Here is a 14,012-nt window from a genome sequence, read left to right as displayed (position 1 = left end):
GACCGGGCAGCAGAAATCTGGCTGGGGCGGGAGGGATCGAACCTCCGAATGGCGGAATCAAAATCCGCTGCCTTACCGCTTGGCTACGCCCCATCAGGCTCGGCGGATCGGCGTAGCGTGGAGACGCCCGGCGATTCCGGATCGGCGTCCGTGGTCTACAGAGCGCGCCCGCCCATTTCAACCGCCGGGCGGCAGGAATTTTGCGGCGCGCCCAAGTGATCCGGGGCTGCCGCCAATTCGTCAATTTGGACAAGCTCTTATCCCGCCCGTCCCGAGCCGCCGCGGCGGCCTGCCGCAACGACTTGCGAAAAAGTTGAGACCCGGCCGGTTTCATGGGATGACGGCGGCCAAACCGGCAAATTTCGACCCCCGAGGACACGCCATGACCTATCGCGCCCCGCTCAACGACATGCTGCTCGCCCTCAACCACGGCGCCGGGCTGAAGGCGGCGGTCGAGGCCGGCCATTACGGCGATTTCGACCCCGACATCACTGCCGCCGTGCTCGAGGAAGCCGGCAAGTTCGCCACCGACGTGCTCGCCCCGCTCAACACGATCGGCGACAGGAACGGCGTCAAGCTCGCCGACAAGAAGGTGACGACCGCGCCGGGCTGGCCCGATGCCTACAAGCGCTGGACCGAGGCCGGCTGGAACGCGGTGTCCGGCCCCGAGGCGCATGGCGGCCAGGGCCTGCCGCTCGCCATCAACGCCGCCTGCACCGAGATCTGGAGCGCCTCGAACGTCGCCTTCGGCCTGTGTCCGCTGCTGACACTCTCCGCCATCGAGGCGCTCGACGCGCATGGCAGCGACGAGCTGAAGGACATCTATCTCGGCAAGCTGATCTCCGGTGAGTGGACCGGCACCATGCAGCTGACCGAGCCGCAGGCCGGCTCCGATGTCGGCGCCTTGCGCACCCGCGCCGAGCGCGCCGCCGACGGCACCTACCGCATCACCGGCTCGAAGATCTTCATCACCTATGGCGATCACGACATGACCGACAACATCGTGCATTTCGTGCTGGCGCGGCTGCCGGACGCGCCGGCCGGCACCAAGGGCATCTCGCTCTTCCTCATCCCCAAATTCCTCGTCAACGCCGACGGCTCGCTCGGCGCCCGCAACGACATCTATGCCAGCGGCATCGAGCACAAGCTCGGCATGCACGCCTCGCCGACCTGCACCATGACGATGGGCGACCATGGCGGCGCCATCGGCTATCTCGTCGGCGAAGAGAATGCCGGCATGCGCTGCATGTTCACGATGATGAACCAGGCGCGGCTCGGCGTCGGCCTCGAGGGCGTCGGCGTCGCCGATCGCGCCTATCAGCAGGCGCTGGCCTATGCGCAGGAGCGCAAACAGGGCCGCGCCGTCGGCAGCAAAGGCACCGGCTCCGATGCGATCATCGCCCATCCCGACGTCAAGCGCATGCTGATGCAGATGCGCTCGCTGACCGCCGCCTCGCGCTCGATCTGCTACGCCACCGCCGTCGCGCTCGATGTCGCCGTGCGCGCCAAGGATCCGGCCGTCCGTGCCGAGGCCGCCGCGCGCGGCGCGCTGCTGACGCCGATCGCGAAGGCCTTCTCCACCGACATCGGCAACGAGGTCGCCTATCTCGGCGTGCAGATCCATGGCGGCATGGGCTTCATCGAGGAGACCGGCGCCGCACAGCACTATCGCGACGCCCGCATCACCGCGATCTACGAGGGCACCAACGGCATCCAGGCGATCGACCTGGTGACGCGCAAGCTCGGCGCCAATGGCGGCGCCTCGGTGTTCAAGCTGCTCGACGAGCTCACCGACATCGTCCGCCGCGTCGAGGCCTCGAACGATCCGGCCTTCGGCACCACCGGCGCCAAGCTGCGCGAAGCGCTGGGCGCGCTCGACCGCTCCAGCCGCTGGCTGCTGGACAAGCTCGGCACCGCGCCGAACGACGCGCTCGCCGGCGCCACGCCTTACCTGCGCCTGTTCGGCTCCGCGCTCGGCGGCTGCATGCTCGCCAACGAGGCGCTGGCCGCGCGCAGCGAGAACGAGACCGACGGCGCCCGCCACGTCGCGCTGGCCCGCTTCTTCGCCGAGACGTTCGCGGTGCAGGCGCCGTCGCTGGAAAAGACCGTCACCGACGGCGCCGACGCCGTGCTCGCCGCGGAGGCCGTGCTGGTGGCGTGAGGACTCGAGCCACACAATGTGCTGGTGGCGCGACATGCGCCACACAAAAGGTGTCGTCCCGGCCTTGAGCCGGGACCCAGACTCACCGGCGGTCATGGCTTGGCCCAATCGCTCCTCCATCGTGCCCCGCACTCCTCCCTGGGGTTATGGGTCCCGGCTCAAGGCCGGGACGACAGTTGAGGTTGTGGCCGCGCCCTGCCCCGCACTACGTCATTGCAAACTTTGTGGCGATGAAGGTCGTTTCTTGCGCAGGCCGTCTACTCGGAATTCCGTCATCGCGAGCGCAGCGAAGCGATCCAGGGTCGAGCAAGGACTCTGGATTGCTTCGCTGCGCTCGCAATGACGCCAGGCGCACAGTCCCGATCCACACTGCCATACAAAATGCCGCATCAGATGAGATCGTGATGAGATGAGCATTCGCGGTCTCGCGACGCCTGCCGCGCCCGAGTGATGCCCAGAAGTCCCGCCCTCTCCAGATGGAGGGCGCGAGGAAGGCCGGACCTCGGCTGAGGCCCGTGGCCCGCCTGCAGAAAAAAAGCAGGCGGCAGTCACCACAGGTACAGCCGGACAGACCCGGCCTTCCCCGCGCGATGGTTTTAACGGGCTATAGCGCGCTCTTCCTGGTGCACCGGGCTTTCTGGCCACCATGTCGCGACGACGCGCTCTCGCGCATCGCGCTGGATACTAGCATCGGAGTATCAGAACCACACGCCTTCACCGTCCGCGAGCCTGACGTTCGTCCGTGCTATCAGCACGCCGCCCGCCCGCGTCCACCGCATCCCGCTGCAAACGTCCGTGACGACCGCGAACCGTCCCCTACCGTGCAACGGGATGCGCGGACCATAATGCTGATTTGGGGAAGCCGCCAAGCGATTTATGTTTTTCGGAATCCATTGACACCACGGCTTCGGATCGAGGTGAGTTGCCCGACGGGCGCATCGGATCGCCGCACCCAACCGCCGCATCCTTGACTTCTGAGCGCGCTCCGGCCAGTGCTACCACTGCCGCTCGCCGCGACCGGGACCACGTCTTTCAGCTCGGTCTGCGAAGGGATTGGTAACGCTCTGCATAGTTCATTGTTTTCATCATATCCGTTTGGAGACGCCCCATGAAATCGCTCGTCGCTCCTCTGTTCACCGCGGCCGTTCTGCTGTCCCCTGCTCCGGCCTCCGCCGTCGTGCTCGATCTCTCGACCATGAGCTGCAAGCAGTTCGTCGAAAGCGGCGACGACACCATCAAGATGGTGCTGATCTGGCTGGACGGCTGGTACAAGGGCGACCAGGACGAAGCGCTGTTCGACACCGAGGAGTTCGTCGCCAACGCCAAGAAGTTCGGCACCTATTGCGCCGAGCATCCCTCGGTCAGCATTGTGACGGCCGCGGAGAAGATTCTCGGCAAGTAACAGGCCATCGACGAATTGCTGAAGCAGGCGGCGTAGGGCGGGTTAGCGACAGCGTAATCCGCCGTCTCGCCGCTCCTCGAACGGCGGATGACGCTGCGCTTATGCCCCTGCTCCGTCGGGACGGCTCATACGCCCAACCAGATCAGCCCACCCGGCGACTCGTCCGCCGTAAAGTCGACCTGCAGCACGCGACGATGTCCGGGCTGCACGGACGGCTCCGACGCGTGCAGGATCGGTGTCGCATACAGCCAGATGTCGCCCGGCTCGGCGCGGCACACGGCGGTGCCACAGCGCGCGACGACGACGGGCACATCGGCTTCCGGGATGCGACCGAGGCGGTGCGAGCCGGGGGCGATCAGGAGCGGCGCGTTGCCGTCAGGGACGGCGTCGAGATGGACGCGCAGGGTGACCATTCGCGCGAGCACCTCATAAGGCGGCGCGACGTGCTGCAGGCCGCCTTTGATCGTCCAGGGGCCGAAGCCTGCGACCTCGATGCGGTCACGGACCACGATGGTGCGGTCCTGATGCCAGGGCACCGCCCAGTTGGCCTGCGCAGTCTTATCGAAATAAACGGCGCGAACCGGGCGCGTCGCGTCCCCAAGAACGGCGGCGGCGGCGCGGCCGACCGGACCGTCATTGGCGAGAAAGGGTGTCAACGCTGCCACGCCGTGCAGACGCGTGCCGGCCTGCGCTGGTGCGTGGCCGGACAAGGCCGCGACAAGTCCGCGCAACGCCGACGCATCGAGCGACGCCGGCAAATGCACCGCACCGGCGTCAGCAAAGCGGGACTTCTGGAGAGAGGAGAACTCGACGGTCATACGCGCGTGAGATTAGAGCGCACCCAAGGCGTTTGGCAATCGCCAGTTCGGCGACAGCGCAGCGGGGCACGGACACCATCAGACGCAACTCGTCGCGCCAGCTCCGCGCTCTCGTTGCGTTGAAGAAGCAAACCGCGCGGCTCGCGCGGTTGGTCCCTCTTCACGCGAGAGTCCCATGTCGATCAGCTCCGTCAGTTCTCCTCTCTCCACGGTCTCGGCCCAGGCCACCACCGCCCCATCGTCCACCACAGCAACTTCGTCGACGACCGCCACGGCCTCGTCATCGGCCACGAGCCCGGCCGACGGCGCATCGCAAAGTTCCTCCCGCAGCGGTGGCTCGTCTTCGAGCAAGGCAGTGGTCAGCGAGGTGTCGATCACGCTCGATGGCGTCACCACGACAACCATCACCTATTCCGACGGATCGACCGAGGTGACCAAGACCGCAGCCGCATCGGACAGCAGCAGCAAGGGCGCGGAGGGTTACAATGCGCAAGGCTACAATGCACAAGGCGCTTCCGGAAACGGCACGAGCGGCGGCACCGGCACGTCAAGCCAGAGCATGACGGTGTGAGCCGTCGTGCATCCGCGATGGCCTGACTAACAGTTCCCGCGCGGAACCGTGGCGTATCGGCAGTCGGCCGTGACACTGCGGTGACGCCGCCAAGCAACACTGCGCGTCAGATTTCGCGATCGGGCGATTGTTAATTTGCGCCGCCGGCACGATTCACTGCTGTTAGCAAACAAGGCAATCAGGGGGGATGTCGATGTTGCGGGGCGTGATGGCTGGGGGGCTGCTGATCCTGGCGATGGGATCGGAGCTTCAGGCGGCGGGCGAGTCAGGTGCGGAGACGCGGATGTCGTGCTCAGATGTCCGTTACTACGTCGAGAAGTACACGGCCGAGGTCGCCGAGATGTATGCGCGCAGCCGCGGCGCCACCGACGCGCAGATCAACCGTGCCCGGCGCTGCCTGACGCCGGTGCATGCCCGGCGCGCGGAGCGGTGGCGGACGTCCGCAGAATAAGTCGAGCCGCTGCGGCAAGCGATCGCAGCGTTGGTTACTCCGTCATGCCCGGGCTTGTCCCGGGCATCCACGCGGTTCTCAGCGCGCGGTATGACGTGGATGGCCGGGACAAGCCCACGGCTGTCCGGTTCAGCTTCCGCATATTGCGAGGCTCAACTGTTGTGGGTTTTTGGCAAGTTGGGGTGGCCCCGTGAGCAATTGATCGATGGGGCGGCGATGCATGAGGTTGGTGCGGACCAATCTGGCAAAGACCAAGGGGCTTTGGATTGCCTTCTGAAGGTCTTGCGCGAGGCGAAGCAAGAGGAAGGCGATCAGGGCAACGGCGATCTGGATACGAACGGCGTTCTCAGAAGTCCCGAGGAACCTGGTGATCTTGAGGGTCTGCTTGACCCAACGAAAGAACAACTCGATGGCCCAGCGGCGACGATAGAGGTCGGCGATCTCTTGAGCGCTGGCATCGAGGTCGTTCGACAGGATGCGCAGGATCTTTCCCGTTTCCAAGGTGACGCGCACTTCGCGCACCGCAGTCTGCATTGGATTGCGGCGGCTGTAGGCTTGGCGTTGTGGAAGGAAGCCGATGCGGTCGGAGAGGATGTTGCCATCCGCGATGACAGGCAACTCCTCCACGACCCGCAGCGGCGTATTGGATTTGAACCGGGTCACGATTCGACAACCGGCGGCGTCCAGTTGAGCCCACCAAGCATATTCATAATAGCCGAGATCGAAGACGTAGGTTGCTCCCGGCTCGATGGGCATCTGATGCGCTGCAGTATTGTCGTTGACGTTGGCTCCGCTGATTGCCGCATAAATCGGCCGGTCGGCGTCGGCATCATAGATCACATGCACCTTGGCACCGCAGACACCGGTAGAGAACCGTGCCCAGCCAGCGCTGGCTTCTGTCAGCCGTACGCTGGTCGAATCAATCAAATACGTCGTCTCGGCAAGCTTGCGGCGTAACCGGCGATGGGCCTGCTTCATCATGATGGCCAACAGGGCGGCAAACATCTCCGCAGGCCGATTCATATTGGCGTCCGCGAAAGTCGAGCGGCGGACAGGGCCCCCACCCAGGTGATAAAGCCGCGCGGTGTGGCTCGACAGCCCGGTGACAATCTCACGCAGACTGGAAGCCCCCGAAAGCTGACCGTACAGCAGCGCCACAAATTGGTCTTTGGTGGAAAGCCGTCGAATCCGCGCGTCCGTGCCATGCTCGTCCACAAGCGCCTCGAAGCGATGCCAGGGGACCAACTTCAGAATGTCTCGGAATACTGTATTCTGATGCGGCATGGCGGGACCTTCCTGGTGTGTCTCGAACATTTGGCGATGCTCAAGACCGCAGAAGAATCCACGCCATGCACCATGTCCAGTCTGTCTGAACCGGACAGCCGTGGGACAAGCCCGGCCATGACGACGTGGAGGGAGACGAGCACATAGCTGCGATGTTCGACGCGAGCCTTGCCTCCAGGGAGGTCGGCCGCTGCGTAGAAAATAGGGCGGGTTAGCCGAAGACGTAACCCGCCATCTTCGCGGGAAAACGGCGGATGACGCTTGCTCATCCGCCCTACTCCCAATCACGCCTGCTCGATCGCCGCCGGCATCTTGGCGACCGACATCAGCGAGCGGGCGACCTGGTTGAGGAGCTGATCAGCGTTCTCCTCCTCGGCCAGCGACTTCGACAGCAGCGCGACGACGGCGCTGTGGCGGAGCTGCTGGGCGAGGTTGCGCGCGGTGGTGTAGCCGGACATCTCGTAATGTTCGACACGCTGCGCGGCGCCGATCAGCGCCAGATCGGCGGCGGCATCCTCCTTGTCCTCGCCTTGCGCGATGATCTCCTGGCCTTCCTCGACCAGGCCCATCATGCCCTTGCAGGGTTTTGCCCGCGGCGTCTTGCCGAGCAGCTCGAAGCATTCGTTGATGCGCTCGATCTGCGCCTCGGTCTCGGCCAGATGCTGCTCGAACAGTTCGCGGAGCTGATCGAAGCGCGCGGCCTCCGCCATCTTCGGCAGCGCCTTGGTGAGCTGCTTCTCAGCGTGGAGGATGTCGCGCAGCTCCTCGATCAGGAGATCGCCGAGGCCGGCCTCGTCGGCCGGCGGCGAGCTCTCGGTGACGATCGCATTGGCCGCGCCGTTGTCGGCCTGGATCGCCGGCGATTCCGTGAACACCCAGTCGCCGCCCTCGTTCCAGGGGCCGCGGGTGTCGATCTCGCCGTGGTCGCCGGTGCCGGTGGAATCGTTGAAGAACTGATCGACCAGGCCCGGCGTCGGCGCGATGCGGCCGATGCTGAAGGCCGGCTTGTTCATGCTCTCCAACGCCAGCGCGAACGCCTTCATGTGGGTGATCTCGCGCGTCATCAGGAACTGCAGCGCGTCCTTCGTGCCGGCATCGTCGGTGAAATTGATCAGCCGCTCATAGACGATCTTGGCGCGGGCTTCGGCGGCGATGTTGCTGCGCAGGTCGACGTCGAGCTCGCCGGTGATCTTGAGATAGTCCGCGGTCCAGGCACTGCCCTGCGAGTTGAACAGGTTGACGCCGCCACCGCCGGCGATCGCGATCAGCGGATCGGCCTCGGCCGCCTCGCGGTCGAACTTGGCGGGCTTGAGATGCATGCGGGCGAGCGTGCCGACGACCTCGAGATGGCTCAGCTCCTCGGTGCCGATGTCCATCAACAGGTCCTTGCGATCGGGGTCCTCGCAATTGAGGCCCTGGATCGAGTACTGCATGGCGGCGGCGAGCTCGCCATTGGCGCCGCCGAACTGCTCCAGCAGCATGTTGCCGAAGCGCGGATCGGGCTCGTCGACACGGACGGTGAACATCAGCTTCTTGACGTGGTGATACATGGAAGGCCTCGGACGTTTGCGGGGACGGCAAGCAAGGTCCGAACGGCCGGGCATCACGGTTGTTCCTTACCTCCGACTGATGGCCTTACGCGTTCCTGCCGGCCGCGCGGCCCGGCAGACCGGCCACGGCACGAAGGGTCGGGGGGCCGCGTCAAACCAGCTCCCCCGCCGGCCAGGTCCATATGCACGCCGAAACGCACTTCACACCTGGGTTGCCGGCGTCATCGGCGCTTCGCGCGTTCGTGCCAGGGATCCGCAAGAGGAACCTGCCGGGGGTCAGCGCATGCGCCGCCGGCGCCGGCTACTGCGCGACATCCTGTTGGCAGCTGAACGATGGCCTCTTGCTAAGGTTTTCCCTGCTCGCCTAAGCTGTTCCGCTGGAGAGTGACATGTTGATGCGAACACCGGCCAGGGAGAAGCCAGGTCTCGGCGAGCGAGTCCGCCGGGTCATCGAGCGACTCCGCGACCACGCATCGTCGTTTACGCTATCATCGCCCGCGAATGGGGCGACAGTGCGGAAGCCCTCCTACGTCGTCGAAGAGGAGCCTGACGACAGCAACATGGATGTCGCGCTGGCGGCGCTGATCGACCAGATCGAACGTCCCCAGCGGACGCCGCCGCCGCGATTTCCAGGTCTGGCACGCATCACCTCATCGCGTCAGGCGCCGCACATCCCGGTCTACGAGCGGCCGCCTTATTTCGACGTCGCGCCACGCCCCGTCGAGGTCGAGCCGCGGCGGATGCCCTATGATGAGCCAGCCGAGCGGATCGTGCCGGAGGACGAGTTGTCGGAGCTGCGCAAGGATCTGATGAGCGCGATCTCGGCGCGACTCGGATCGCCGGAGGATCATCTGGCGACGATCAGGAACCTGCTGAGGTCGGTGAAGTAGGATGTGGGGCCGCAGCAACATCGGCAAGACGGTCGAGGAGCTGACCGATCATCTGCGGCTGGTCGATCACGTGCGCGCGCTGCAGGACGGCCAGAAGGAGATCGCCGAGGCGATCCGGGCGGTGAACCAGCGCCTGACCTCGATCGAGGCCGAGTTCAGGGTGCTCAAGGCCGAGACCCAGCGTGACGCACTGCGCGAGGTGCAGCACGCCGTGCAGGGCGTTCAGGGCTCGGTCCATGACGAACTGACGCGCATGGCGACGCGGCTGGTGGTGCTGGAGCAGGCCTTGCGGCGCGAGGCCGTCCGCCAGCAGGCTCCAGCCGCTGCCTCGCGCGCAGCGCCCGTCCCCCGGTCCGACGGCGCCAAATAGGCGGCAGAGGCGGATCGATCGCGTGCGGCCGGTCGCGCCACGACGGGGCAGCCCGACGCCCGCGGGCCCTGCGGCGCGCCCAAACGCCGCGAGGCGCGTTGAGACATTGTTAACCCGGCGGCGCGAGCCTCGCGGCGGACCTCACGCACGAGGCCAAAGGCGACGACAGTCCCGTCGCAGGGTGCGGACGTCAGCACCGGATCCGCAGCCCGCATCGGCCTCACATCCGAGCGAGGCGAGCCATGCCCATCAATGCCATCGGCTCCGTCACCACGACGTCAGCAGCCCCGGCGGCGACCGCCCTGGCGCGAACGGGATCGCGCTCCGCGGTCAGCACGGCCGGCGTCCCGACGGCGAGCAGGATCGTGATCAGCAAGGTCTCGATCACGGTCGCCGGCGAGATCATCACCACGACCACCTATTCGGACGGCACAACCGGGGTGACGGTCTCCACAGCGCCGCCGAGCACGGGGCTGCAGACCTACACCGCCCGGGGAACGCTCAGCGGCGGCCGCATCGCCGCGTGAGACGGTGCGCTTGGCGTCGCCGTCGGTCCTCAGCGCAGCCTGGCCGCGCGGCTCGCGATGTCGATGACAACGCTGCCGGTCTTGGCGTAACCCTGCGGCACCGAGCCCTCGCCCGCCGCGGGCTCGCGCATGTCTTCCGCATCCTTCGGCTTCGGAAAGCCTTTGCCACAGGCTGTCTCGATCGTCTCGCGGTCGGCGTAGCTCACGTCCGCAACGACCGTTCCGGGGCTCGGCCCGGCCGCGAGCTTCGACAGATCGAAATATTTGAGCTGCTCCGAACAGGTAACGATGTTGGTCAGGTAGGCTCCCGTCGTGTCCTCGGCCTGCAGCAGAAAATCATAGGACATCTCGATGGGCCCGCCGCTGGCATTGGCGAAGCCGACGCGCGCCACGCCCGTCTCGACCACCCCCTGCCCCATATGCCCGGTCAGGCAGACGAGCACGTCCTGCGCTTCGTTCCTGGTGGTGGAGATGACGCATTCATTCACCTGCATGCCCGGCTGGAAGCCGCGAAATTTGTAAGCGCCGCCGACCTGCTCGAACACGACCGCGCCGCCGAAATCGGTCGCATGCGGCTCGCAGCCGCTGCCATAGCTCACGACCAGCAGCGGATCGCTGGAGGCCAGGAAACGTCCCTGCTGCCGCTCCGGCTTCAGGGTGACGTCACAGCGGCGCCCCTCGGAGTCGGGATACGATCTGGCGCGCTTGCAGGTGGTGCCCGCGATCGCGCCGGGCGCGCAGAACAGCGACAGCAGCGCGCGGTCGGTGACGGCAGCCTCAGCGATCCCCGGGAAGGCGTGACAGAGCAGCAGCAGCGACAGCAGTACTGAAAAGGGCTTGGTCATCGAATTGCCTTGCAGAGGATCGCAGTTTTGCGCGGGACGATAGCGGACGCCGATGCCGTTGCAAACCAGTCGTAAACCACGGCGAGAATCACGGCGAGCGCTCGCCTGCGATCACGCCCGCATTCGCTCCGCGACCAATGACGCTTCAGCCCTTGGCGCGACCAGCGGATGATGTAGGCTGCGGCGAGATGCAGGACTGGACAAATGACCGGCGGCAGCGCAGCGGCCGGCGCACACGCATGAGGGGCCCATGACCGACCATCTGATCGTCACCGACGAGGGCGAGACGCGGACGATCAAGCTCCGGCGTCCGGAGAAGAAGAACGCGATCACCCAGGCCATGTATCTCGGCATCAGCGATGCAATCGACACCGCGCAGAACAACCCGCTGGTGCGATGCATCATCATCACCGGCGGCTCCGGCGTGTTCACGGCCGGCAATGATCTGGAGGATTTCCTGCATGCCGGCAATGCCGGCAGCGACGCCGCGCGCACGTCGGCGGCGACCAAGTTCCTGTATTCGCTGGCGCACAACGTCAAGCCGATCATCGCCGCGGTCGACGGCGTCGCGATCGGCATCGGCACGACGATGCTGTTCCATTGCGACTACGTGCTGGCGTCGACCACGGCGACGTTCTCGACGCCCTTCATCCATCTCGGCCTGGTGCCGGAGGGCGCCTCGAGCCTGCTGATGCCGCAGACCATGGGCTATCAGCGCGCGTTCGCGATGCTGGTCATGGGGCGCACCATGACCGCGGAGGATGCGCAGATCGCGGGCTTCGTCAATACGGTGGTGGCGCCGGGCCATACCGAGGTCGAGGCGCACAAGGTGGCGCGCGACATCTGCCGGCTGCCGGCCGAGGCGGTCGCGATCGGGCGCAGACTGATCCGCACCGCGCCGGACGAGCTGACCCGCCGCATCGACCAGGAGGCCTATCTGTTCGCCGAGCGCATGACCTCCGAGGAGGCGGTCGGCGCGTTCAAGGCGTTCCTGTCGCGCAAGAAGAAGAAATGAGCGGAGCCGCGGCGGGCGCGCATGGCGCAGTTTGATGTCATCGTGATCGGCTGCGGCGCCGTCGGCAGCGCCGCATTGCTGCATCTCGCCAAGGCGGGCAAGCGCGTGCTCGGCATCGACCGCTTCCAGCCGCCGCACAAATTCGGCTCGACCCATGGGGAGACCCGCATCACCCGCACGGCGATCGGCGAAGGCGTCGACTACACGCCGCTGGCGCAGCGCTCGCACGTGCTGTGGCGGGAGCTGGAGCGCGAGACCGGCGCACGGCTGTTCGAACAATGCGGCTGCCTGTTCATCCCGAGCCAGGATGGCGGCGAGGTCCACGGCGTCAGCAGCGCGCAGTTCTTCGCCAACATCGAAACCGCGGCGCGGCTGCACGGCGTCGACGGCGAGACGCTGTCGTCAGAGCAGTTGCGCGCCGCCTTTCCGGCGTTTGCCACCGCGGCGAACGACCGCGCCTTCCTCGATCGCGAGGGCGGCTATCTCATGGTCGAGGACTGCGTGCGCGCCGAGCTTGCGGTGGCCGCGCGCCATGGCGCGGAGCTCGTGACCGGCCGGCGCGTGGCGGCGTTTCGCCGTGCCGCGGGCGCCCTCGTCGTGACCCTGGACGACGGCGCGACGGCCTCGGCGGACACATTGATCGTCACCACCGGGCCGTGGATCACCGAGCTGATCGCGCCGCTGCGCCGCCGCGTCAATGTCACCCGCCAGGTGCTGTACTGGTTCGAGGTGCTGTCCCATCCGGAGCGCTTCGGTCCGGATGCGCCGGTCTTCATCTGGGACGTCACCGGCCGCGACCGCGCGGCCTCCGACATCTACGGCTTTCCGTGGCTGGGCTCGCCTGACAATGGCGTCAAGATCGCCAACGAAGTGCTGACCGGCGAGACCGATCCGGACGACGTCGCGCGCGAGGTCACGCCGGACGAAATCGCCGCGACCTATGAGACCTATGTCCGCCCCTTCGTGCCGGATCTCGGCCCGCGCTGCCTGCGCAGCGAGGTCTGCCTCTATACCAACGCGCCGGGCGGCCGCTTTATCATCGACCGCGATCCCGGCGATGCGGACGTGATCTACGCCTCGGCCTGCTCCGGCCATGGCTTCAAGCATTCGCCGGCGGTCGGCGAGGCGCTCGCCGCGATGGCCCGGGGCGAGACACCGAGGGTCGATCTCTCCGGCTTCACGCTGGACCGGCTGGCCGCCGCCGATCCGGCCTGACTACTTGCCGGACTGCAGCGCCGCCGTCTGCTTGGCCAGCCCCTCGTTGAACTGCGTCTCCAGCTTGTCGAGATAGGCATTGAACTCGCCCGGCTTGACGAACGGGTTGGCCGCGCCTTCCGCGATCTTCGCCCGCTTGCCGGCCATGTCGTACATCTCCGGATGGGGCGCCAGCAGGATGTCGGGATGCGCCGTCTTGGCCCAGGCGAAGGTCTTCTTGTAGTCGTCGACGATGCCCGGATAGGTGGGACGGCCGACCAGCCGGTTCAACGCCACGGTGGCGCTGCAGAAGAAGATCAGGCTGCGGGTGGCGTCGCCGTCCTTCACGTCGGTCGTCCAGCTGGTGCAGCCCGGCGAATGGCCCGGCGTCTCGTGCGCCGTCAACGTCACGCCGCCGAGCGTGACGGTGTCGCCCTCGCGCACGGCGCGGTCGACCTTGACCGGCGGGAAGCCGAGATAGCGCTCCTCCTCGCGGCCCGGATAGAAGCCGCCTTCGAGCAGCGGCACGTCCTTGGCGCCCGCCACCATCTGCGCCCCGGTCTCCTGCTTGATCTGCGCGAGCCCGCCGGTATGGTCGATATGGGCGTGGGTGTTGAGGATGTACTTGATGTCGGCGACCTTGAAGCCGAGCTTGCCGATGCTGGCCTCGATCTGCGCGGTCGATTCCGGCATCACGGTATCGATCAGGATATGGCCCTGCGGTGTCGTGATCAGGTAGGAGGCCAGCCCGTTGGTGCCGACGTAGTAGACGTTGTCGATCACCTTGAACGGCTCGGTCGGCTTATTCCACGCCGCGACCATCTGCTTCATCAGGTCCGGCAGCGATTGCGCTGCAGCGGAGCCGGCGGCCAGCGACAATGTCGCCGCGAGCAGCATCATTCTTTTCATTCCGGCCTCCCGATGTATTGTTGTT

15 protein-coding genes and 1 tRNA gene are annotated in these 14,012 nt (G+C 66.3%); 9 read left to right on the top strand and 7 right to left on the bottom strand.

The window, feature by feature from the left end; translation table 11 throughout:
- Positions 1-18: 18 nt before the first annotated feature.
- A tRNA-Gln gene (locus ACQR1X_RS02650) sits at positions 19-93 on the bottom strand.
- A 289-nt stretch (positions 94-382) separates the two neighbouring features.
- Here ACQR1X_RS02650 and ACQR1X_RS02645 point away from each other — a divergent pair.
- Both ACQR1X_RS02645 and ACQR1X_RS02640 read left to right on the top strand, forming a co-directional pair.
- Positions 383-2,161, top strand: a complete 1,779-nt coding sequence (locus ACQR1X_RS02645; RefSeq protein ID WP_434898265.1) for an acyl-CoA dehydrogenase — start codon at positions 383-385, stop codon at positions 2,159-2,161.
- Between the two features lie 1,108 nt (positions 2,162-3,269).
- Entirely contained in the window at positions 3,270-3,563 is a 294-nt protein-coding gene (locus tag ACQR1X_RS02640) for an HdeA/HdeB family chaperone (RefSeq protein ID WP_315802337.1), read from the top strand.
- Between the two features lie 125 nt (positions 3,564-3,688).
- Here the strand turns inward: ACQR1X_RS02640 and ACQR1X_RS02635 are convergent, their stop codons facing one another.
- Together ACQR1X_RS02635 and ACQR1X_RS02630 are read right to left on the bottom strand one after the other, a co-directional pair.
- Positions 3,689-4,381, bottom strand: coding sequence for a phytanoyl-CoA dioxygenase family protein (locus ACQR1X_RS02635; RefSeq protein ID WP_434898264.1), 693 nt, complete (start codon positions 4,379-4,381; stop codon positions 3,689-3,691).
- Between the two features lie 78 nt (positions 4,382-4,459).
- Positions 4,460-4,759 carry a hypothetical protein gene (locus ACQR1X_RS02630; RefSeq protein ID WP_316178380.1) on the bottom strand — a complete coding sequence of 100 codons (300 nt, stop codon included), beginning with the start codon at positions 4,757-4,759 and terminating at the stop codon, positions 4,460-4,462.
- Here ACQR1X_RS02630 and ACQR1X_RS02625 point away from each other — a divergent pair.
- Entirely contained in the window at positions 4,749-4,952 is a 204-nt protein-coding gene (locus ACQR1X_RS02625) for a hypothetical protein (protein ID WP_315802334.1), read from the top strand. The two genes, ACQR1X_RS02630 and ACQR1X_RS02625, sit on opposite strands and share 11 nt — an antisense overlap.
- Before the next feature lie 193 nt (positions 4,953-5,145).
- Complete coding sequence (locus ACQR1X_RS02620) at positions 5,146-5,403, top strand: hypothetical protein (protein ID WP_315802542.1); 258 nt, start codon at positions 5,146-5,148, stop codon at positions 5,401-5,403.
- A 129-nt stretch (positions 5,404-5,532) separates the two neighbouring features.
- Here the strand turns inward: ACQR1X_RS02620 and ACQR1X_RS02615 are convergent, their stop codons facing one another.
- On the bottom strand, positions 5,533-6,687 hold the full coding sequence (locus ACQR1X_RS02615) for an IS4 family transposase (protein ID WP_315800429.1): 1,155 nt from the start codon (positions 6,685-6,687) through the stop codon (positions 5,533-5,535).
- Between the two features lie 284 nt (positions 6,688-6,971).
- On the bottom strand, positions 6,972-8,237 hold the full coding sequence (locus ACQR1X_RS02610) for a DUF892 family protein (RefSeq protein ID WP_316218412.1): 1,266 nt from the start codon (positions 8,235-8,237) through the stop codon (positions 6,972-6,974).
- A gap of 512 nt (positions 8,238-8,749) precedes the next feature.
- Between ACQR1X_RS02610 and ACQR1X_RS02605 the strand changes: the two genes are divergently transcribed.
- The 3 genes from ACQR1X_RS02605 to ACQR1X_RS02595 all read left to right on the top strand — a co-directional run bounded on the left by ACQR1X_RS02605 (position 8,750) and on the right by ACQR1X_RS02595 (position 10,024).
- On the top strand, positions 8,750-9,127 hold the full coding sequence (locus tag ACQR1X_RS02605) for a hypothetical protein (protein WP_434898263.1): 378 nt from the start codon (positions 8,750-8,752) through the stop codon (positions 9,125-9,127).
- A 1-nt stretch (position 9,128) separates the two neighbouring features.
- Positions 9,129-9,497: a hypothetical protein gene (locus tag ACQR1X_RS02600; protein ID WP_315802331.1), complete on the top strand. Its 369-nt coding sequence runs from the start codon at positions 9,129-9,131 to the stop codon at positions 9,495-9,497.
- Between the two features lie 242 nt (positions 9,498-9,739).
- The gene (locus ACQR1X_RS02595; protein ID WP_315802330.1) at positions 9,740-10,024 is read left to right on the top strand and encodes a hypothetical protein; all 285 of its coding nucleotides are present in this window, start codon (positions 9,740-9,742) and stop codon (positions 10,022-10,024) included.
- 29 nt (positions 10,025-10,053) lie between these two features.
- On the opposite strand, the gene ACQR1X_RS02590 is transcribed toward ACQR1X_RS02595, so the two are convergent.
- Positions 10,054-10,869 (bottom strand): hypothetical protein, encoded by an 816-nt coding sequence (locus tag ACQR1X_RS02590; protein ID WP_434898262.1) that lies wholly within the window; start codon positions 10,867-10,869, stop codon positions 10,054-10,056.
- A 250-nt stretch (positions 10,870-11,119) separates the two neighbouring features.
- Here ACQR1X_RS02590 and ACQR1X_RS02585 point away from each other — a divergent pair, with 250 nt between their 5' ends.
- The gene (locus ACQR1X_RS02585) at positions 11,120-11,884 is read left to right on the top strand and encodes an enoyl-CoA hydratase-related protein (RefSeq protein WP_434898261.1); all 765 of its coding nucleotides are present in this window, start codon (positions 11,120-11,122) and stop codon (positions 11,882-11,884) included.
- 21 nt (positions 11,885-11,905) lie between these two features.
- Positions 11,906-13,099 carry an N-methyl-L-tryptophan oxidase gene (solA, locus tag ACQR1X_RS02580; RefSeq protein ID WP_434898260.1) on the top strand — a complete coding sequence of 398 codons (1,194 nt, stop codon included), beginning with the start codon at positions 11,906-11,908 and terminating at the stop codon, positions 13,097-13,099.
- On the opposite strand, the gene bla is transcribed toward solA, so the two are convergent.
- Entirely contained in the window at positions 13,100-13,987 is an 888-nt protein-coding gene (gene bla, locus ACQR1X_RS02575) for a subclass B3 metallo-beta-lactamase (RefSeq protein ID WP_316218409.1), read from the bottom strand.
- Positions 13,988-14,012 lie beyond the last annotated feature (25 nt).

This window comes from Bradyrhizobium sp. HKCCYLRH3073, from assembly GCF_051167995.1.
Taxonomy (GTDB): Bacteria; Pseudomonadota; Alphaproteobacteria; order Rhizobiales; family Xanthobacteraceae; genus Bradyrhizobium.
Note: the sequence above shows the minus strand (reverse complement) of the source record. Positions and strands in the feature narration are given on the sequence as shown.

Excerpts from the sequence above, each read along its gene's own strand:
- ACQR1X_RS02595 (WP_315802330.1), top strand. The coding sequence starts at position 9,740 with ATGCCCATCAATGCCATCGGCTCCGTCACCACGACGTCAGCAGCCCCG.
- ACQR1X_RS02585 (WP_434898261.1), top strand. The coding sequence starts at position 11,120 with ATGACCGACCATCTGATCGTCACCGACGAGGGCGAGACGCGGACGATC.
- ACQR1X_RS02640 (WP_315802337.1), top strand. The coding sequence starts at position 3,270 with ATGAAATCGCTCGTCGCTCCTCTGTTCACCGCGGCCGTTCTGCTGTCC.
- ACQR1X_RS02645 (WP_434898265.1), top strand. The coding sequence starts at position 383 with ATGACCTATCGCGCCCCGCTCAACGACATGCTGCTCGCCCTCAACCAC.
- ACQR1X_RS02620 (WP_315802542.1), top strand. The coding sequence starts at position 5,146 with ATGTTGCGGGGCGTGATGGCTGGGGGGCTGCTGATCCTGGCGATGGGA.
- ACQR1X_RS02615 (WP_315800429.1), bottom strand. The coding sequence starts at position 6,687 with ATGCCGCATCAGAATACAGTATTCCGAGACATTCTGAAGTTGGTCCCC.
- ACQR1X_RS02590 (WP_434898262.1), bottom strand. The coding sequence starts at position 10,869 with ATGACCAAGCCCTTTTCAGTACTGCTGTCGCTGCTGCTGCTCTGTCAC.
- ACQR1X_RS02610 (WP_316218412.1), bottom strand. The coding sequence starts at position 8,237 with ATGTATCACCACGTCAAGAAGCTGATGTTCACCGTCCGTGTCGACGAG.
- bla (WP_316218409.1), bottom strand. The coding sequence starts at position 13,987 with ATGAAAAGAATGATGCTGCTCGCGGCGACATTGTCGCTGGCCGCCGGC.
- ACQR1X_RS02600 (WP_315802331.1), top strand. The coding sequence starts at position 9,129 with ATGTGGGGCCGCAGCAACATCGGCAAGACGGTCGAGGAGCTGACCGAT.
- ACQR1X_RS02635 (WP_434898264.1), bottom strand. The coding sequence starts at position 4,381 with ATGACCGTCGAGTTCTCCTCTCTCCAGAAGTCCCGCTTTGCTGACGCC.
- solA (WP_434898260.1), top strand. The coding sequence starts at position 11,906 with ATGGCGCAGTTTGATGTCATCGTGATCGGCTGCGGCGCCGTCGGCAGC.